Raw genomic sequence first — 17719 nt, 5'->3', positions numbered from 1 at the left:
GTAACGCGCCCATCGGATGACCTTGTGCATGGCGACCATCCGTCGGATGGTCGCCATGATCACTATCAGAACTTCGACGAGACAGAGACGCCGATGGTGCGCGGGTCGCTGACCACCGGGGCCATGAAGTTTTCGATCACGCCCTTCACGTTCTGTTCGTCCGTGATGTTGCGGGCGAAGACGGCCACTTCATACTTGTCGTCCGGGGCCTTGTAGCCCAGGCGAAGACCGCCTTCGAAATCGCCCTTGCTGTAGAATTCAGCCGATTCGTACAGCACGAAGTTGGTCTTGCCCGTCACGCTCCAGTCGGTGAAGGCGAACAGGGTGCCGCCATCGGCCAGCGGGAAGTCGTACCGCGCCGTGAAGTTCAGGATATATTCCGGCGCATTGGGGAACGGGTTGCCGTCGATCAGGGCACGACCGCTGACCAGCGGGTCCTTCACGGTGCAGACGGTGATGGGGGCGCAGACGCTGGAGGTGACGGTCTTGTCGTTGATCTCCGTGTCCGTGTAGGTCACGCCGGCGGTCAGGGTCAGATCGCGCGTCACCTGCAATTCGGCGTCCAGTTCGAAGCCCTTGGCCTCTCCCTTGTTGCCGTTGAACAGGCGGGCAGTGCCGTTGGCGTCAAAGGCCGTCAGCTGAATATCGTTCACCGTGTAAGTATAGACGGCACCGTTCAGACGCAGCTTGTCATTCAGCAGCGTGCTTTTCACGCCCGCCTCATAGGAGATGATGGTCTCCGAGGTGGCGGTGGTCGGCGGACCGTTGAAGGACACGGTACGGCCCTGGATGGTGGGGCCACGGAAGCCACGGGCGACGCGGGCGAAAAGGGCGGCATCGTCGGTGACGTTGTAGAACAGGCTGGCATCCCAGCTGACCTCGTCATCCTTCAGACGGACATAGCGGGTGCCGGTATAGGCCGCCTGGACCTGATTGCTGCCATTTTCGATGGAGCGGAACGTGCCGGCGGTCAGCGCCTTCAGCACATTCATCTTCTTGTCGTCTTCGGTGTAGCGCACACCGCCCGTCAGCTTCAGATCCTCGGTCAGCTGATAACCGGCCTGACCGAACAGGGCCCAGCTTTCATTGCGGTTGCGCAGCGTGACAAAGCCGCTGGCCCCGCCGGTTTCAAAGAAACGGTAGGGGCGGAACGAGAATTGTTCGTCGGAATTGAAATAGAAGCCGCCAACCTGCCAGTTCAGCGGGCCATCGGTGTCGCTGGCCAGACGCACTTCCTGCGTCCACTGGTCCAGATCGTCGATATTGCCCTGGCTTTCAGCGGCGTTCAGGGGCAGGCCGTCCGTGTCGCCACGCGAATAGCCGTCGGTGGTCTCATAGGCGGTGATTGAGGTCAGGGTGACGGTGCCCAGATCATGGTCGATCTTCAGCGACGAACCCCAGCCATCATATTCCTGGTTGTTATTGTCGCCGTCATTATAGGCGACGGTGCGCTTGCGGTAGTTGGCGTTCAGCTTGTTCGACCCACGGGTCAGGGCGTTGCCCCGGAACAGGGACGAGGTGCCGTCCAGATCGCGGCCATGGATGTTCAGCAAGGCGCTGGTGTCATCCGACGGGGTCAGCAGGAACTGCAGCCGCGCGGCCACATCCTGATAGCCGCCCAGGTCGCGGCCCGTCGTGCTGTTGCGGACATAATCGTCGCGGCGCTGATACATCACCGAGGCGCGGGCCGACAGCTTGTCCTCCACCAGGGCACTGCCGAAGCCGGCATCCATGGTCAGGGTGTTGTAGGTGCCCAGCGACAGGGTGGCGCGGCCGGACGTGTCCTGACTGGGCGCGATGCTGTCGAACTTCACGATGCCGGCGGTGGTGTTGCGGCCGAACAGCGTGCCCTGCGGCCCGCGCAGCACTTCCACCTGACGCACGTCGAACAGCGGGCTGCTCTTCAGCACCACATTTTCCATCACCACTTCATCGATGACGACGGAGACGGGCTGCGAGGCACCCAGGTAGAAGTCGTTATTGCCCAGGCCACGGATATAGAAGCGCGGGAAAATGCGGCCCGTCGAGGTTTCGGCATAAAGGCCCGGCACCTTGGCGGACAGCGCCAGGATGTCGGCACCGCCGGCCAGCAGATCGCGCAGTCCCTCGCCCGAAATAGCGGCGACCGACATCGGCACTTCCTGCAGGTTCTCGGCCCGGCGCTGCGCCGTCACGATGATTTCTTCCAGCGTGTCTGCGCTGGTCTGGGCCAGGGCGGCCATCGGGGTGGCCAGCGTGACGGCGGACAGGCCCGCCAGCAGGGCGTGCTTCAAGGTGGACTGCATGATCCGTTCTTCTCTCTCAACATCTCTCTATTCAGCGCGGGACCGGGGAGCATCCCCATGCCGGTCCGGCGCGATCAGGCAGTCTTAGATCGAAAGTCAGAGAGGAGAACGGTCGTTGCGATGAAAGTTCCGTGACATGGGTGACCGGCCCGATGCCATTCCCCAGGCGTTGCCTGGATTTCGCAACTGCGTAATGAAACCCCTGCAGGGCCGTTGTGCAGTGCGGTAATGAGAGGCAACAGAGCCAAGTGCCTGAAATCGGGCACTTATCCACAGATCAACCACGAATCGCTCAATTGTTTCAGTCAAAGCGCAAGCGGACCTGCCCGGGGTCCAGGGCAACAATATGGGCGGGGCGATCCTCCACCCAGCCGCGCACCGAAAACACGCCCTTCATTCCGATCTCCAGCCCTTCCGGGCCAGTGCAGGAAAAGCAGGCACCGGTGCGTGACAGATTGACGGTTTCACCCCGGATGACACGGTCGTCCAAGGTCAGCAGGGCGGTGCTGCGGATCGGCACACGGGGGAAACGGCGACGGTCGCCCACGGGGCGTCGGGACCGGGTGGCGGGGGCGGGTTCATCGTCGCGGTGCGCCAGCCATTCAGCCATATCGACCCAGCGCTGGCTTTCGTCCGGGTCGTCGGTATTCAGCGCCGCCTGCCAGCAGGCGATCAGCTTCTTGTTCATCTCCTCATCCGGGATGGGGCCGGTTCCATCGGCCGGCATCGCCGGATCAATCGTTGCCACCTGCATCACGTCCCATCCGGTGCCCAAGGAGCTTCCTACGCGGATCGCGCGTGGGAAGCCTTTCCTCGGCTATTTACAACAGAGGGGAGCAGTCCTCGTCAATCAATCCTAAGGACAGGTGCGGCGGGCTGGCCCAAAGCCCGCCAGGTGCCAATGAAACCCAAGGTCAGGGTGATGCCGGTGCAAATCAAGGCGGTGCTGATTACCGCCCAGGGCATGAAGATGAAGGGGAAGTCCATCACTTCACTGACGACGATCCAGGCGACAATGGTGCCCAGAATTCCCGCGATCCCTGCCGTGATCAGGCCCAGCAGGCCGTATTCCAGCAGGAAGGCGCGCAGCACGGTGGCCCGCGTGGCACCCAGCACCTTCAGCACCACCGCGTCATAGACGCGGCGGCGGTGCCCGGCGGCAACCGCACCGGCCAGCACCAGCGTGCCGGCCAGCAAGGTCACCGCCGCCGTGAGGCGAACGGCCAGACCGACATTGACCAGGATTTCGGACACGGTTTCCAGCGCGTCCTTCACGCGCACAGCACTGATATTGTTGAACTTCACGGCGACATTGCGCTGTATCGCCGGTTCGGCCTCCACCGGCGCGCGCACCGTCGCCAGATAGGTCTGCGGGGCTGATTCCAGCACGCCGGGGGAGAAGACCAGCGTGAAATTGATGGTAATCGTGTCCCAATCCAGTTCACGCACCACCGCCACCTCGCCCTCAATATCCCGGCCCAGGACATTGATGGTCATCCTGGCACCGGGGCCGATGCCAAAGCTTTCGGCGATTTCCTTGGACACGGCCAGTTTGGGCGGGCCCTGGTAATCGGCGGGCCACCATTCCCCGGCCAGCACCTTGTCATTGGCGGGTGCCTGTGCCTGCCAGGAGATGCCGCGGTCGCCATTCAGGACCCAGGAATATTCCTTGGTCTTCAGGGCCTTTTCCGCCTCCACCCCATCAATCGCCACGATGCGGGCGCGCAGATTAGGGGTCAGGGCCAAATCTGCGGTCCCCGGCACGGCCAGCACGGTCTGGCGGAATTCTTCCACCTGATCGGGCTGGATATCGACGAAGAAGAAGGCCGGTGCGTTGGTGGGCAGGCGGTCGGAGACCTCCTTCTGGAAATTCGCCTCAATCAGGGCGATGGCGACCAGCACCGTCAGGCCCAGGCCCAGCGACAGGACGACGGCGCTGGCCGGGCTGCCGGGGCGATGGATATTGGCCAGGGCCAGACGCAGCACGGGCATACGCGGACGGCCCAGGGCCTTGGCGACCTTGGTCACCCCGACACCGGCCAGCCAGAACAGGCCCAGCACGGCGATGGCGCCGATGACAAAGGAAATGGCAAAGCCCTTTTCCTGCGCCGTCGCCACGGCCAGGGCACCCAGACCCAGGCCCGACACGGCGATGCCCAACAGGTAAGACAGGCGCGGACGGCCCTTGGCCTTCTGCACCAGTTCACGGAACAGGGCGATGGCCGGCACCTCCCGCGCGTGACCCAGGGGCCAGAGCGAGAAGGCCAGTGCCGTCAGGAAGCCGAAACCGGCGGCCACGGCCAGCGCCTCGGGATAGACGCCGATCCGGGCCGTGATGGGCAGAACCTGCGCCAGCGCCTGACCGGCGGCCAGTGGCCCGGCCGTGCCGACGACCAGACCGATGGCGATGCCGACCGATGCCAGGGCGAGGATCTGGATCAGATAGGTCTTGAAGATCAGCGACCCGGACGCGCCCACGCATTTCAGCATGGCGATGGTGTTGGACTTGGCGTCCATATAGGCGCGCACGGCATTGCCCACGCCCACCCCGCCGACCAGCAGGGCCGTCAGCCCCACCAGGGTCAGGAACAGGGTCATGCGGTCGATGAAGCGGGCCAGCTGCGGGGCGGCGTTCAGGTAATCGCGCAGGCGCCAGGGGGCGCTTTCCATCTCCGTCTTGGCCTGTTCCCGGAAATCCTTGGGCGTAATGCCATCCTTCAACTTCACCTGATAGGACCAGGTGATCAGGCTGCCCGGCTGGATCAGTTCGGTTTTGGCAAGTGCTGCTTCCGACAGCATCATGCGGGGACCCAGCGAGAAGCTGCCCGACCCGGCCTTATCCGGTTCGCGCGCGATCAGGCCCCGCACCTCCACCACCTGCCCGCCGATGCTGACCGGCGATCCCACCTTCAGGTTCAGGCGGGTGGCCAGCGTATCCTCCACCACCGTACCGAAACGCCCGTCGCGTTCAGCCAGCAGGGATTGGATATCGACGGTCTGGGGCAACCCGTCCGGCCCCTGGATGTCGAAAGATCCATAGAGCGGGTAATTGCCGCTGACGGATTTCAGCTCCACCAAGGCGCTATTGCCGCCATCATTGGGATCGCGGGCCATGGCGCGCAATTCGGCGGCGGTCATCACCTCGCCCCGCGCCGTCAGGAACGCCATCTGTTCGGGCGTGGCCTGTTGGTAGAGGATGCGGGCGGAGACGTCGCCGCCCAGGATGGCGCGGCCATCGCTGCGCATCGCATCCTCAATGCCGCTGGAGATCGACTGCACCGTTGCGATGGCGCCGACGCCGATGGCCAGGCAGGCGATGAAGATGCGGAAGCCGGACAGGCCGCCGCGCAGTTCCCGCCGCGCGATGGTGAAGGCCAGTTTCCATTCCGACAGGACCCCGCCCGATTGCGGGGGGGCCTGTGTGCTGCTGGTGGACAGGGTGGTGGCCGTCATTTCAACGCCCCGCCGCCGCCAGGGGCCGGGCCTCGCCGGCGCTGTCATCGACGATCAGACCATCGACCAGCCGGATGACGCGGTCGCATTGCCGCGCCAGTGCGGGATCATGGGTGATCATCACGATGGTGGTGCCCACCCGGTCGGCCATGGTGAACATCAGTTCGATGATGCGCTTGCCGGTATCACCATCCAGATTGCCCGTGGGTTCATCGGCCAGCAGCAGCGAGGGTTCGGGGGCAAAGGCGCGGGCCAGCGCCACGCGCTGCTGTTCACCGCCCGATAGCTGCCCCGGATAATGGGTCAGGCGATGGCCCAGGCCGACCGCCTCCAGCCCCTTGCGCGCCCGGTCAAACGCATCGGGGGCACCGGCAAATTCCAGGGGGATGGCGACGTTTTCCAGGGCCGTCATGGTGGGGATCAGGTGGAAGGATTGGAACACGATCCCCACCTCATCCCGGCGGAAACGGGCCAATTCATCCTCATTCATGCGGGTCAATTCATGGCCCTTAACCTTGACCGAACCGGAGGTGGGGGGCTGCAAACCGCCCAGGATCATCATCATGGAGGATTTGCCGGACCCGCTGGGCCCGACCACGCCCACCTTTTCCCCGCGGCCGACATGCAGATTGATGCCTTTCAGGATGTTGACGCTGCCCGCCTCACTCTCCAGCTTAAGGTGGATATCGCGCAACAGGACGACGGGGTCGGCCGGAATAATGGGCATCGCCATGACAAACCTTCGCAGCAAGGGTGAACTGAACCGATATGGCCCCCTGGGGGCGGCTTTCAACCGACTCGGGATACTGATCCTGCTGCTTTCATGCCTATTGGCCCCATCGGGCGCGATGGCGCAGGTCACACCCCCGCCGATAAAGATCATCGTCCTGGGGGACAGCCTGTCAGCGGGCTATAAATTGCCGCGCGAGGCGGCGTTCACCAGCCAACTGGAAACGGCGCTGAAGGCCAAGGGCTATGCCGTTACGGTGCCCAATACCGGTGTGTCGGGGGAAACCACATCGGGCGGCCTGTCGCGGCTGGATTGGATCCTGGGCGACAAGCCGGGCCTGATGATCGTGGAGCTGGGGGCCAATGACGGGCTGCGCGGCATCGACCCGGCGCGGACCCGCGAGAATCTCGATAAAATCCTGACCAAGCTGGCGGAGAAGCAGGTTCCCGTGATCCTGGCCGGCATGATGGCACCCCGCAATCTGGGCAGTGAATATGGCAAGGTGTTCGACGCCATCTATCCCGACCTTGCCAAGAAGCACGGCATCAGCCTGTATCCCTTCTTCCTGGAAGGGGTGGCGATGGACCCGAAGCTGAACCAGGAGGATGGGATGCATCCCACCGCCGAGGGTGTGGCCATCATCGTCAAGAATATCCTGCCCACGGTCACCGCCACGCTGGACAAGATCAAGGCCGGGGCGAAGTGATGGAAGATATGCCCGACGACGCACCGTTGTTTGCCAGTGCGCTTGGCACCGGGGCCGATTGGTCCAGTGCGGCCAAGGATTGTCTGGATCACCTGACCCTGGTGCCCGGTGCCAATTTCGGCGTGCTGTATGTCACCGACCATCTGGCCGATCAGGTCAGCAGTATCGCCACCTTGCTGCGCGGGGTGACGGGCGTGCGCGACTGGGTCGGCACGGTCGGGATCGGTGTGCTGGGCCAAGGGGGTGAGCATTATGACCGCCCGGCCCTGTCCGTGCTGATCGGGCGGCTGCCTGACGGGGCGGTGCAATTGCTGGAGCCGATGACCGACGGGGCAGGGGCCGTGGATACGGTTCAGCCCTGGCTGCGCGATCATGCACCCTTGCTGCTGCTGATGCATGGCGATCCGCGCCATGCGCGGCTGCCGTCGCTGCTGCTGGATGTGGCCGGGCGGACGGGCGGGTTCATCGTGGGCGGCCTGACGGCATCGCGCGGGGAACAGGCCGTGCTGTGCGGGCATGAGACGGGGCCGGGCCTGTCGGGCGTGATGTTTGATGCCGATATCGCCGTCGCCACGGGCCTGACCCAGGGCTGTACCCCCATCGGGCCGGTGCGGACCATTACCAGGGCGGACGCGCATGTGGTGATGGAGATTGACGGGCAACCGGCCCTGTCGGCGCTGAAGGCCGATATCGGACCGGAATTGTCCGCCGATCTGCGCCGGATTTCGGGGCTGATCATGGCGGGCCTGCCCATTCCGGGCGACGACCGGGGCGACCGGCTGATCCGCGACCTGACGGCCATCGATCTGGAACGCGGCTGGATCGCCATCGGTGAGAATGTGCGCGACGGGCAGCCGATCCAATTCTGCCGCCGTGATTCCGACGCGGCCGAGGCGGATATGGCGCGCATGCTGGACGGGCTGAAACGACGCCTGCCCGGCGGACAGGTGCCGCGCGCCGGCATCTACATCACCTGTGTGGCGCGCGGCACCCGCCTGTTCGGACGGGACGGCGTGGAGCGGGAGATGATCCGCCGGTATCTGGGCGATTTCCCACTGACCGGGTTCTATGCCGGGGGTGAAATCTCCAACGCGCAGCTTTATGGCTATACCGGCGTGCTGGTGCTGTTTGTGTGAGGGGAAGCCCCCTCACAGCTCGATCATATACCGCACCTTGCCATCGGCCCCGCCTGTCACCTTGTCGTACAGCAGGCGGGCGCGGGCATTATCTTGCTCAGTGTTCCAATAGACGCGGCCCCATCCGGCCTCTCGCCCCATCTCCGTCAGGTGCGTGATCAGGGCGCGGCCCACACCCTTGCCGCGCGCCGCCTCCAGCGTGAACAGATCTTCCAGATAACAGACCAGCTTGGCCGACCATGTATGCGGGTGCAGAACATAATGGCAGAGGCCCAGCAGGTGCCCATCGCCATCCACCGCAACCAGACCGTTCACAGCGCTGGACGGGTCCTGAATGCGCGACCACAGGGTGTTGGTGACATGATCGGGCACGTCGGCGCGGTAGAAGGCGCAGTAGGCATCCCACAGGCCCTGCCATTCCGCCCGGTCATCCATCGCAATCGCCCGGATCGTCACATTGTTCGCCATCATCCATCCCCTCTCGCCAACCGGCACCGGGTATCGCACCGGGCGGGGTAGCCTGTCCACCCGGCTGCCACGCGCGACGGGTGCCAATTCGGGGAGTGGCCGGGGTGCAGCGGTAAATTTCCCCGATATCACAAGCCCCTGGCCTTAAGGGTACGGTGCCCGCCCCTTGTCAGGCGGGTATTCTCTGTGGCACAGCATAGAAGCAGCCGGACATCAGACGGCGGATCGGGACCAGCATGCGGACGCTTTTTCACCATCCCCTCTCCCCCTTTTCACGCAAGGTGCGGGTGGCGCTGGCCGAAAAACGCCTGGATTTCGCGCTGGAGCTGGAAAAACCGTGGGAGCGGCGTGAGGAATTCATGCTGCTGAACCCTGCCGGCGAGGTGCCGGTGCTGGTGGAGGAAGATGGCAGCGTCATCGCCGACCAGACCGCCATCTGCGAATATCTGGAAGATGCCTATCCCGACAGCAGCCTGCTGGGCCGCGAGGTGGCGTTGCGGGCTGAGGTCCGGCGGCTGGTCGGCTGGTTCGATGTAAAGTTCCGGGCCGAGGTCACGGACCTGCTGGTGGGCGAAAAGCTGTTCAAGCGGTTCTCCGGCCAGGGCACGCCGCAAACACAGTCGATCCGCGCCGGTTTGGCCAATATCCATTACCATCTCGACTATATCGGCTGGCTGTGCGAGCGGCGGACCTGGCTGGCGGGTGATCAGTTCAGCTGGGCCGATATCGCGGCGGCGGCACAGCTGTCCTCCATCGATTATCTGGGTGACGTGCCTTGGGACGATCATCCCGAGGCGCGGAATTTCTATGCCCGCGTGAAAAGCCGGCCCAGTTTCCGCCCGATCCTGACCGATCATCAGCCGGGCCTGCCGCCCCCCAAACATTACGCCGATCTGGATTTCTGATCCTTTCCGCAATCCCGACGCATTTTGGCCGCAACCGTTGATGTAGGATGCGGACAGGGCGTTTTCGCCCGCCAATAGAGTTTCGTGGAGAGAAGAAATGCGCCGGTCGCTGGTTCCCCTGGCCCTTGCCAGCCTGCTGTTCACCGCTGTTCCCGTGGTGTCCGCCCAGACCCTGCCCGTGCAGCCCGTGATCGACACCGTGTCCTTCAACGTGTCGGTGGAGGATTGGGTGAAGACGGAAACGGCGCTGGTCACCCTGGTCGTCGATATCGCCGGCAATGGCAATGGCGGCACGGTCCGGTCGGATGTGCTGAAAGCCGTTGCCGGTGTCGCCGACAAGGCGGAATGGCGCATCGTGGCCATGAACCCGCAAAGCGACAGCGCCGGCCTGGAACGCTGGCAGGCGCAGTTGCAGGCCCGGCTGCCGGAAGGGCAGCTGTCGGCGCTGGGCGACCGCGCCAAGAAGGCCAGCAAGCCCGGCTTGCAGGTCCGCGTCGGCACCATCGCCTTTGATCCCACCCTGGCAGAGACGGAAGAAACCCGTTCGGCCCTGCGCGACAAGATCTACGCCAAGGTGAATGCTGAACTGAAGCGCCTGAACGCCGCCTTTCCGGGCCGCAATTACCGGGCGGGCGATATCAGCTTCTCTGAACAGCGCATGCCCATGCCGGCCAATGCCTATCGGGAGAAGATGGTGATGGCGGCTGCCGCCCCCATGGCCGATGCCCTGCCCGGCGTGCAGGATCAGATGGTGCTGGAAGCGCGCGTGACCCTGTCGGCATTCGCTACGCCGTGATGATTGTCTCTGGCTGGCCTGGGTTAACCGGCCAGCCAGCCATTCAGGGCATAGAGAGCACCGCCGATGGCAGCACCCAGCAGGGTGCCGTTGATGCGGATATATTGCAGGTCGCGACCCACGCGCAGTTCCAGGCGTTGGGTGAATTCCTTCACATCCTGCGCCTTCAGAGTGCGGGCCACGAAATCCTTGATCGCTTCGCGCCAACGGGGCAGGGCGCTGGTGAAGGCCTGTTCCACGGCCTGGTTCAGCCGGTCGCGCACAGGTGCCTCCCGCATGGCATCGGCCAGCGAGGCGGCGACGCCATGCAGGGCCGACCGGATATGGCCGTCGGGCCGGTTCAGATCGGCCAGGGCGGCATCGCGCAGGCCCGACAGAAGATCATGCAGCAGCGGCCCGGCAACATCGGGACCCGTGAATTGCCGCAATGCCTCCAGCAGGCGCTGGGCCAGCTCGCTGCCCATCTCCACCTCGTCCGGCAGGGCCTTCAACCAGTCGCGCAACTCCCGCCCCGCCGGGGCATGGGGGGAGCGCAGATCCCAGAGATGGCCCAGAATCGCTTCGTTGATCGTGTCGGCCAGCGATTTATCGACCGAAGACGGCATCCACCAGCGCGACTTGCCGGCTACCGCCGCCTCCACCCAGCCGCGCTGCCCATGCATCAGATGGATCAAGCGGTCCGCGATCTCCCGCAGCAGCGGTTCCAGCGAGTCGCTGTTCACGAAATGGCGCAACGCCCCGGCCAGGGCGGGGCGCAGATCGGCCTGTGACAGACCGGCGGCCAGCGCCCGGCCCAATGCCTGGGCCAGGGGCGCATCGCCCTGACGTGACAGCAGGCCCGGCAACATGCCGGCCACCAGATCGACCAGACGGTCGCGATCTCCCTCATCGGCCAGCAGACCGGCCAGCTTGGCCGCCGGATCCATGCGCCGCACCTGTTCCACCAGCATGGCGGGTTCCAGGAACTCCCGGTCGATATAGGCGGCGATGCCGTCAGCGATACGGTCGCGGTTGCGCGGCACCAGGGCCGTGTGGGGGATGGGCAGGCCCAGCGGGTGGCGAAACAGGGCCGTCACCGCGAACCAGTCAGCCAGACCGCCGACCATCCCCGCCTCTGCCACGGCCCGCAGGGCGGGCGCGATGCCGGGCGACATGAAGGGCGCATGGCTGATCGCCCAGCCGCCGGCAGCGAGGGCCAGACAGGATCCGGCCAGCCAGCGATGGCGGGACAGATCACGGCGCAGGGCCACATCATCGCCATCGGCAGCGTGGGGGGTGGTTTCATCGTTCTGGGGAGCGGGGTCGTGCATTCCTCGATCCTAACCCGGACGGCAACGGTCCGCCTGCGGATTTACCCAGCCGTTACAGGCCCGATACTTTTTGTCTCTGCCTTGATCTGTGCCGCCAATCCTTCCCGATAGGTGGGGTGGATCAGCCGATAGTGAAGCCAGGATTTCAAACGATCATTTCGGACCCGGCGATTATCGGCATAGAAGCTGGCGGCCATCGCCGACATTGTTTCGGGATCGAAAGTTTCCAGCGGCGGGGGTGTCACTCCCAGCAGCGTTGCCGCATGTTCCACCACCTCGGCGGCGGGGGCCGGTTCATCATCGACGATATTATAGGCCGTACCGGGCCGGGGGGCGGCGAAGGAGGCCATCACGGCACCGGCAATATCATCGACATGGATGCGGCAGAAGACCTGATCCGGCTTGTCGATGCGCCGCGCCGTGCCCGCCCGCACCGCATCAACGGCGCTGCGCCCCGGACCATAGATGCCGGGCAGGCGGAACAGATGCACCGGCACGCCCGCCTGTTCATAAAGGGAAAGCCACCCGGCCTCCGCCGCCACCCGCCGCCTACCCCGCGGGCCAGTGGCGTTCAGGGGGCTGTCCTCATCCACCCACGCGCCGCCGGTATTGCCATAGACACCCGTGGTCGACAGGTATCCGGTCCAGCGCAGGCTGGTGGGCCGCGCCGCGATGTCGGCCCCGTGCTGATCCAGTACCGGGTCGCCATCGGCATCGGGCGGCACCGATGACAGGATGTGGGTGACGCCATCCAGGGCGGCGGCAATATCGGCCAGCGGCCTGCCCCGGTCGAAGGTGAAGGCGTCGATCCCTTGGGCGCGCAGGGCGTCGGCCTTCTCCTGTCCCCGCACCGTGCCCGCCAGCGACCAGCCAGCGCTGCGCAGACGGTCGGCCAGATGCAGGGCCGTGTAACCCAGACCGAAGATGAACAGCCGGCCGACCGGCATGGGGGGCGTTTCGATCATGAACGTTTTGACACTTGCCAGCAGGGGACGGATCAGGATTTGTAGCGTGCCATGAACCGAATGCTCAATATCGGGGCGTTGATCGCCCTTGTCCCCCTGTGCCTGCCGCTGTCCGCCATGGCGCAGGAGGGGGCGATTTTCGCCAACCGCACCGCCTGCCTGGATCGGGCCGAGGCGTTGCCTGACTTCGCCTATGAAGAGGCGAAGCTGTGGGAGCGGCAGGGGGCCGGCGTCGATGCCCGCCTCTGCCAGGCGCTGGCCCTGATGCTGCGCGGCGATTGGGAACTGGCGGCCCCCGCGCTGGAGGCGGTGGCGACGGAGATGGTGCGCGAACGTCCGCCCGTGCGCGCCAACCTGTGGGGCCGGGCCGGCACCGCCTGGTCCAACGCCCATAAGCTGCCGCAGGCGGAGGCGGCCTTTGGCAAGGCACTGGAACTGACGCCGCGCGATCCGCAGATCCTGATGGACCGGGCCATCGTGCGGGCCGGCATGGAACGCTATTGGGACGTCATCGCTGACTTAGACAAGGTCGTGGAACTGGCGCCCAAGATGGCGGAGGCCTGGCTGCTGCGGGCACAGGCCCACCATCTGTTGGCCCTGGATGCCAAATCGATGGCGGATGTGGAACAGGCCCTGCGCCTGTCGCCCCAAAGCGGGGAGGCGCTGCTGCTGCGTGGCAATCTGCGCGCCGCCAAGAGCGACATGGCGCGGGCCAAACAGGATTGGGAAGCCGTGCGACGCGTGGCCGCCGGCACGTCCGCTGCGAACATCGCCTTGCAGAACCTGAACGCCCTGGACCGCGCCGAGACCGATCAGAAGCGCGAACTGAAGAAAAAAAAGGAACAGTGATTGGGGCGGCTCAGCAGGCCCCCAAAACAAAAGGCGCGGCACCCTGGGGCGCCGCGCCTTTTGTTTTTGAACTCAGCACCCGATCAGGCGGTGATGTTCACGAAGCTGCCACGGGTACGACCAGAGGCAACCGCTTCCTGACGTTCATTGTCGGTCGGATTGGTGTTGGTCTGCTGATTATCCTGCTGGGTAGACGCGGTCTGCTGCGCCTGCTGATCAGACGGGGGCACCGGCTGAACACGCGTATTGCTCTCCGCCGGACGAACGCCAGGGGTCTGGAAGACCGAAGAGCTATAGGAGGAAACGCCGCTGATCGCCATCACACACCTCAGTTGTTATCGATAAACTAAGCGCTGCGGCTACGCTCGTCAATCCGCCATCAATGCAGGACCGGGCCGGCATCCATGCGCGCGTTAGGGTTTCTGTAACGGAATCGTCCTGGAATCGCCGTCACCGGGCGCGGGCGGGGCTTGCCCCTGGCGGTGGGGTGGGGTTATTGCTTGAAATATCGGACAAAACTCGGTCAGTCCGCGCCGTTGCGGGGATGAAGGCCGGATCGGAACAGGGGTAGACCTCTTGCAATCCAATGACAATGCCGGCGCTGCTGCCGGCCAATGGTCGTCGCGTTTCGCGTTCCTGATGGCCGCCATCGGCTCCTCAGTCGGGTTGGGCAATATCTGGAAATTCCCCTATATGATCGGCACCGGCGGCGGTTCCGCCTTCATGCTGGTCTATCTGATCTGTGTGCTGGCCGTGGGCCTGCCCATCCTGATCGCCGAACTGACCCTGGGCCGCATGGGGCGGCAAGGGCCGATTGAAACCCTGGTCGATCTGGGCCGCCGCTATTCGGGGCGCGCCACCTGGGGCCTGGTCGGGTGCGTGGGTGTGCTGGCCGCTGTCCTGATCCTGTCCTTCTATTCCGTCGTGGCGGGGTGGTCGCTGGCCTATATTCCCAAGCTGCTGACCGGTCAAATGTCGGGCCTGTCGGGGGCGGAGACGGGCAAGGCCTTCAACGATTTCCTGGCCGATCCGCTGGCGCTCACCTTCTGGCATGCCTTGTTCATGCTGCTGACCATCATCCCGGTGGCGCGCGGTATCCAATCCGGCATTGAAAAGGCCGTAGTCTGGATGATGCCGCTCCTGTTCGCGCTGCTGGTCGTGCTCTGTATCTATGCGGGCATCGAGGGCGATTTCACCGCCGGCATGGTCTATCTGTTCAAGCCGGATTTCGGGGCCGTCACCTGGGATGTGGTGCTGGCCGCCACGGGGCAGGCCTTCTTCTCGCTCTCCATCGGGCTTGGCACCATGCTGGCCTATGGCGCCTATCTGCCGGGTGGCGTCTCCATCCCCCGCACTTCCGTCGTCATCGTCTTCGCCGCCATCCTGACGGCGGTGCTGGCCGGTGCCGCGATCTTCCCCATCGTCTTTGCCAATGGCTTAAACCCCTCGGAAGGGCCGGGTCTGGTGTTCGTGACCCTGACGGTGGCCTTTGGTGCCATGCCGGGCGGGGCCATTTTCGGGACGGTGTTCTTCGTGCTGCTGGCCATCGCGGCCCTGACCTCCTCGGTATCGCTGCTGGAACCGATTGTGGCGGCGTTTGCGGGCCGTGTCCGCCTGTCGCGCTCGGCGCTGGCCTGGATCGGCGGCATCGTCGCCTGGGTCCTGGGCTTCCTGACCCTGTTCTCCTTCAACATCTGGTCGGATGTGCATCCGCTGGGCGGTACCCGCACCTGGTTCGACTGGATCGACTTCCTGACCTCCAACATCCTGCTGCCGCTGGGCGGCGTGATGCTGGCCCTGTTTGCGGGCTGGGTGGTGACGCGGCAGGACAGTGTGGCGGCGGTTGGGTTTGAAAGCCCGTTCTTCTACAGCCTCTGGCGCGTCCTGGTGCGCGTAGTGGCACCAATCGGAGTCGTCGCAGCGGTCGTTTCAAATTTCTTCTGACCGCCCAAATTAAGGGTGACGTCCTGAAAGGAGGGACCGCACGATGATCAATCTGCTGATGAATATCCTGTGGCTGCTGCTGTTCGGCTGGAATGCCGGGCTGGCCTGGCTGACGGCGACGCTGGTCATGGTCATTTCGATTGTCGGCATTCCCTGGGCGCGGGCCGCGCTGAACATTGCCATCTTCATGTTCTGGCCCTTTGGCCGGGTGGCCGTGGCGCGTGATGACCTGACGGGCCGCGAAGATATCGGCACCGGCCCGCTGGGCTTTATCGGCAATGTGATCTGGTTCCTGTTCGGCGGCATCTGGCTGGGCCTGGGCCACCTGATCATCGGCCTGCTCTGCTGCGTCACCATTATCGGTATCCCGTTCGGTCTGCAGCATTTCAAGTTCGCGGGCCTGGCCTTTGCCCCCATCGGCAAGACCATCGTCGACCGCGAGATCGTGGACGCCGTGCGCTACCGGTAATGATAAGGAAGGCGGGACGCGGCCCTGTCGCCGGCCCCGCCTTTCATCCTTTTCAGATACGCTGTGACAGCCAGATGGCGGTGCGCGACCCCGCCTTGATCAGGGCTGACAGGACCGGATAGCCGGTGGCCAGTTCCGCCTCATGTGCCAGACCGATATCGCGATGCTCCAGCTCTTCGGCGCGGAACTGCTCAATGGTGGCCTTCAACGGTGCTTCGTCGGGGCCCAGCTGTTCGGCCTGTTCGGCATAATGCTGGTCGATCACCTCTTCCACGGCCACGGTGCAGGCCATGGCCGCCCGGCTGCCCAGGGCGGCGGTGCCGGCCCCCAAGGCCCAGCCGGCCAGATGCCAGACGGGCTGCAGCAAGGTGGGCCGCACGCCACGCTCCCGCGCCAGTTTGTTGAACGTGTCCAGATGGACCTGCTCCTGCTCCGTCATGTGGCGCAGCATGGGGCCCTTGTCGCCCTTGCCCAGAACCGCCATCTGCCCCGTATAGATACGGACGGCCCCATATTCGCCTGCCTGATCGACGCGAATCATCCGTTCCAGGCTGGGGGTGGGATCACCGGGCAGCCGGCGCGGGCGGGCCGAGGCCGGCACCTCACCGGCATCAATGGCGGGACCATCGGCCAGGGGACGGGGTGCCAGAAGATGGGCGGGCAGGGTCGGATTGGGATGGCTCATCGTGCCGTCTCCGTGGAAAAGGCCGCCTTCACGGCGAACAGGGCCAGCATCAGGCTGGCAATGGCGCTGAACCCGGCGATGGAAATGCCGAACAGCGACCAGGGGATCTCGTCGCAGCGCACGACGGGGGCGGCCAGGATCGCGGCGCGCAGATCATCCAGACCGCCGGCGCTGATCGGGGTGGTGCAGGCCGTGAAACCCTCCCACCATTTCTGCTCCACCCCGGCATGGAACAGCGAGATGCCGGCCCCCACCAGGAAGACCAGCCCGCCCAACAACAGCGACACCCGCCGCTGCGCCGCCGTCAGCCGCAGAAAGGCCGAGGGCAGCAGCGGCACGATGGCGGCCATATAGGCATAGCGCTGCCACCAGCACATCTCACACGGGTTCAACCCGCCCCAATATTGCGAGGCAAACGCTGTCCCCAACGCCGTCAGCGCCGCCAGCAGCAGCAGGGCAGAGGGAAGACGCGGGGCACCGGCAAGGCGGGTGAGCGGGGAGGGGGGCGTGTTCGTCATGGCCACACTATAGTGTCGATACTCGCCCCAGCAAAGGGCCACCCCGATGGGACCGATGGCCGCAAGCGGCCCCCCTCGCAGGATTTCATTGACCGCCCGTCTTTCATCATTATAGTGCCGCCTCGCGTTGAAGCGCTCGGTGCCTCCGTGGCGAAATGGTAGACGCGGCAGACTCAAAATCTGTTGCCCGCAAGGGCGTGTTGGTTCGAGTCCGACCGGGGGCACCAATTTCCTTCCCGACATTGTTATGTGACCGCCACAGGTGGGGCCAATCCGGCACCTGGCCTTTGGGCCGCTCATGGATAGGCCGAACGGCCTCTTGGCCTTGGCCGCCATCATGGTTAGCGTGTCGCCACCCGGATGGCCGATCGGCCTCCGTACTTCTGTCGCGGAAGGAACGCCCATGATCTCCAAGAAGACGGTGCCGCTGCTGCTGGCCGCCGCCCTTTCCCTGCCCTTGCTGCCGGCCCATGCCGCCGACGCGTCGGCCACGCAGCTGG

18 protein-coding genes and 1 tRNA gene (1 of these 19 only partly in view) are annotated in these 17719 nt (G+C 64.8%); 9 read left to right on the top strand and 10 right to left on the bottom strand.

Features of this window, described 5'->3' with window-relative positions; translation table 11 throughout:
• Window positions 1-65: 65 nt before the first annotated feature.
• The 4 genes from ABC729_RS12445 to ABC729_RS12430 all read right to left on the bottom strand — a co-directional run bounded on the left by ABC729_RS12445 (window position 66) and on the right by ABC729_RS12430 (window position 6471).
• On the bottom strand, window positions 66-2285 hold the full coding sequence (locus ABC729_RS12445) for a TonB-dependent receptor (protein ID WP_495607880.1): 2220 nt from the start codon (window positions 2283-2285) through the stop codon (window positions 66-68).
• A gap of 301 nt (window positions 2286-2586) precedes the next feature.
• Window positions 2587-3060: a PilZ domain-containing protein gene (locus ABC729_RS12440; RefSeq protein ID WP_495607879.1), complete on the bottom strand. Its 474-nt coding sequence runs from the start codon at window positions 3058-3060 to the stop codon at window positions 2587-2589.
• A 71-nt stretch (window positions 3061-3131) separates the two neighbouring features.
• Window positions 3132-5738: an ABC transporter permease gene (locus ABC729_RS12435; RefSeq protein ID WP_495607878.1), complete on the bottom strand. Its 2607-nt coding sequence runs from the start codon at window positions 5736-5738 to the stop codon at window positions 3132-3134.
• Between the two features lies 1 nt (window position 5739).
• Window positions 5740-6471, bottom strand: a complete 732-nt coding sequence (locus tag ABC729_RS12430) for an ABC transporter ATP-binding protein (RefSeq protein WP_495607877.1) — start codon at window positions 6469-6471, stop codon at window positions 5740-5742.
• Here ABC729_RS12430 and ABC729_RS12425 point away from each other — a divergent pair.
• Entirely contained in the window at window positions 6470-7174 is a 705-nt protein-coding gene (locus ABC729_RS12425; RefSeq protein WP_495607876.1) for an arylesterase, read from the top strand. The genes ABC729_RS12430 and ABC729_RS12425 overlap by 2 nt on opposite strands.
• Entirely contained in the window at window positions 7174-8310 is a 1137-nt protein-coding gene (locus ABC729_RS12420) for an FIST signal transduction protein (RefSeq protein WP_495607875.1), read from the top strand. Before ABC729_RS12425 ends, ABC729_RS12420 begins: the two co-directional genes overlap by 1 nt.
• 12 nt (window positions 8311-8322) lie before the next feature.
• On the opposite strand, the gene ABC729_RS12415 is transcribed toward ABC729_RS12420, so the two are convergent.
• On the bottom strand, window positions 8323-8781 hold the full coding sequence (locus ABC729_RS12415; RefSeq protein WP_495607874.1) for a GNAT family N-acetyltransferase: 459 nt from the start codon (window positions 8779-8781) through the stop codon (window positions 8323-8325).
• Between the two features lie 233 nt (window positions 8782-9014).
• On the opposite strand from ABC729_RS12415, the gene ABC729_RS12410 reads away from it, so the two are divergent.
• The gene (locus ABC729_RS12410; protein WP_495607873.1) at window positions 9015-9683 is read left to right on the top strand and encodes a glutathione S-transferase family protein; all 669 of its coding nucleotides are present in this window, start codon (window positions 9015-9017) and stop codon (window positions 9681-9683) included.
• Window positions 9684-9780: 97 nt separating this feature from the next.
• Complete coding sequence (locus tag ABC729_RS12405; protein WP_495607872.1) at window positions 9781-10479, top strand: hypothetical protein; 699 nt, start codon at window positions 9781-9783, stop codon at window positions 10477-10479.
• A 23-nt stretch (window positions 10480-10502) separates the two neighbouring features.
• Here the strand turns inward: ABC729_RS12405 and ABC729_RS12400 are convergent, their stop codons facing one another.
• On the bottom strand, window positions 10503-11789 hold the full coding sequence (locus tag ABC729_RS12400; RefSeq protein WP_495607871.1) for a DUF445 domain-containing protein: 1287 nt from the start codon (window positions 11787-11789) through the stop codon (window positions 10503-10505).
• 41 nt (window positions 11790-11830) lie between these two features.
• Window positions 11831-12754: an SDR family oxidoreductase gene (locus tag ABC729_RS12395; protein ID WP_495607870.1), complete on the bottom strand. Its 924-nt coding sequence runs from the start codon at window positions 12752-12754 to the stop codon at window positions 11831-11833.
• Window positions 12755-12805: 51 nt separating this feature from the next.
• Here ABC729_RS12395 and ABC729_RS12390 point away from each other — a divergent pair, with 51 nt between their 5' ends.
• Window positions 12806-13603 (top strand): tetratricopeptide repeat protein, encoded by a 798-nt coding sequence (locus ABC729_RS12390; RefSeq protein ID WP_495607869.1) that lies wholly within the window; start codon window positions 12806-12808, stop codon window positions 13601-13603.
• An 83-nt stretch (window positions 13604-13686) separates the two neighbouring features.
• On the opposite strand, the gene ABC729_RS12385 is transcribed toward ABC729_RS12390, so the two are convergent.
• Window positions 13687-13923 carry a hypothetical protein gene (locus ABC729_RS12385; protein WP_444735010.1) on the bottom strand — a complete coding sequence of 79 codons (237 nt, stop codon included), beginning with the start codon at window positions 13921-13923 and terminating at the stop codon, window positions 13687-13689.
• A 256-nt stretch (window positions 13924-14179) separates the two neighbouring features.
• On the opposite strand from ABC729_RS12385, the gene ABC729_RS12380 reads away from it, so the two are divergent.
• The gene (locus ABC729_RS12380) at window positions 14180-15547 is read left to right on the top strand and encodes a sodium-dependent transporter (protein ID WP_495607868.1); all 1368 of its coding nucleotides are present in this window, start codon (window positions 14180-14182) and stop codon (window positions 15545-15547) included.
• A 43-nt stretch (window positions 15548-15590) separates the two neighbouring features.
• On the top strand, window positions 15591-16016 hold the full coding sequence (locus ABC729_RS12375) for a YccF domain-containing protein (RefSeq protein WP_495607867.1): 426 nt from the start codon (window positions 15591-15593) through the stop codon (window positions 16014-16016).
• Between the two features lie 52 nt (window positions 16017-16068).
• Here ABC729_RS12375 and ABC729_RS12370 read toward each other — a convergent pair whose 3' ends face one another.
• Window positions 16069-16701, bottom strand: a complete 633-nt coding sequence (locus ABC729_RS12370) for a demethoxyubiquinone hydroxylase family protein (RefSeq protein ID WP_495607866.1) — start codon at window positions 16699-16701, stop codon at window positions 16069-16071.
• The gene (locus tag ABC729_RS12365) at window positions 16698-17219 is read right to left on the bottom strand and encodes a disulfide bond formation protein B (RefSeq protein ID WP_495607865.1); all 522 of its coding nucleotides are present in this window, start codon (window positions 17217-17219) and stop codon (window positions 16698-16700) included. Before ABC729_RS12365 ends, ABC729_RS12370 begins: the two co-directional genes overlap by 4 nt.
• Before the next feature lie 141 nt (window positions 17220-17360).
• Between ABC729_RS12365 and ABC729_RS12360 the strand changes: the two genes are divergently transcribed.
• Window positions 17361-17446 (top strand) — tRNA-Leu (locus ABC729_RS12360).
• Window positions 17447-17622: 176 nt separating this feature from the next.
• On the top strand, window positions 17623-17719 hold the 5' portion of the coding sequence (locus ABC729_RS12355; protein ID WP_495607864.1) for a class I SAM-dependent methyltransferase. 755 nt of this gene lie beyond the right edge of the window; 97 of the gene's 852 nt are visible here — the first part of the coding sequence; it begins with the start codon at window positions 17623-17625; the stop codon falls past the right edge of the window.

Source organism: Niveispirillum sp. CC-CTL257 (genome assembly GCF_059489915.1).
This window is presented reverse-complemented; position numbering and strand designations above follow the sequence as displayed.

Bases quoted from the DNA above. Each gene is read 5' to 3' on its own strand.
- ABC729_RS12420 (WP_495607875.1), top strand. From the start codon at position 7,174: ATGGAAGATATGCCCGACGACGCACCGTTGTTTGCCAGTGCGCTTGGC.
- ABC729_RS12370 (WP_495607866.1), bottom strand. From the start codon at position 16,701: ATGAGCCATCCCAATCCGACCCTGCCCGCCCATCTTCTGGCACCCCGT.
- ABC729_RS12425 (WP_495607876.1), top strand. From the start codon at position 6,470: ATGACAAACCTTCGCAGCAAGGGTGAACTGAACCGATATGGCCCCCTG.
- ABC729_RS12395 (WP_495607870.1), bottom strand. From the start codon at position 12,754: ATGATCGAAACGCCCCCCATGCCGGTCGGCCGGCTGTTCATCTTCGGT.
- ABC729_RS12435 (WP_495607878.1), bottom strand. From the start codon at position 5,738: ATGACGGCCACCACCCTGTCCACCAGCAGCACACAGGCCCCCCCGCAA.
- ABC729_RS12375 (WP_495607867.1), top strand. From the start codon at position 15,591: ATGATCAATCTGCTGATGAATATCCTGTGGCTGCTGCTGTTCGGCTGG.
- ABC729_RS12385 (WP_444735010.1), bottom strand. From the start codon at position 13,923: ATGGCGATCAGCGGCGTTTCCTCCTATAGCTCTTCGGTCTTCCAGACC.
- ABC729_RS12365 (WP_495607865.1), bottom strand. From the start codon at position 17,219: ATGACGAACACGCCCCCCTCCCCGCTCACCCGCCTTGCCGGTGCCCCG.
- ABC729_RS12430 (WP_495607877.1), bottom strand. From the start codon at position 6,471: ATGGCGATGCCCATTATTCCGGCCGACCCCGTCGTCCTGTTGCGCGAT.
- ABC729_RS12390 (WP_495607869.1), top strand. From the start codon at position 12,806: ATGAACCGAATGCTCAATATCGGGGCGTTGATCGCCCTTGTCCCCCTG.
- ABC729_RS12415 (WP_495607874.1), bottom strand. From the start codon at position 8,781: ATGATGGCGAACAATGTGACGATCCGGGCGATTGCGATGGATGACCGG.
- ABC729_RS12410 (WP_495607873.1), top strand. From the start codon at position 9,015: ATGCGGACGCTTTTTCACCATCCCCTCTCCCCCTTTTCACGCAAGGTG.
- ABC729_RS12445 (WP_495607880.1), bottom strand. From the start codon at position 2,285: ATGCAGTCCACCTTGAAGCACGCCCTGCTGGCGGGCCTGTCCGCCGTC.
- ABC729_RS12400 (WP_495607871.1), bottom strand. From the start codon at position 11,789: ATGCACGACCCCGCTCCCCAGAACGATGAAACCACCCCCCACGCTGCC.
- ABC729_RS12405 (WP_495607872.1), top strand. From the start codon at position 9,781: ATGCGCCGGTCGCTGGTTCCCCTGGCCCTTGCCAGCCTGCTGTTCACC.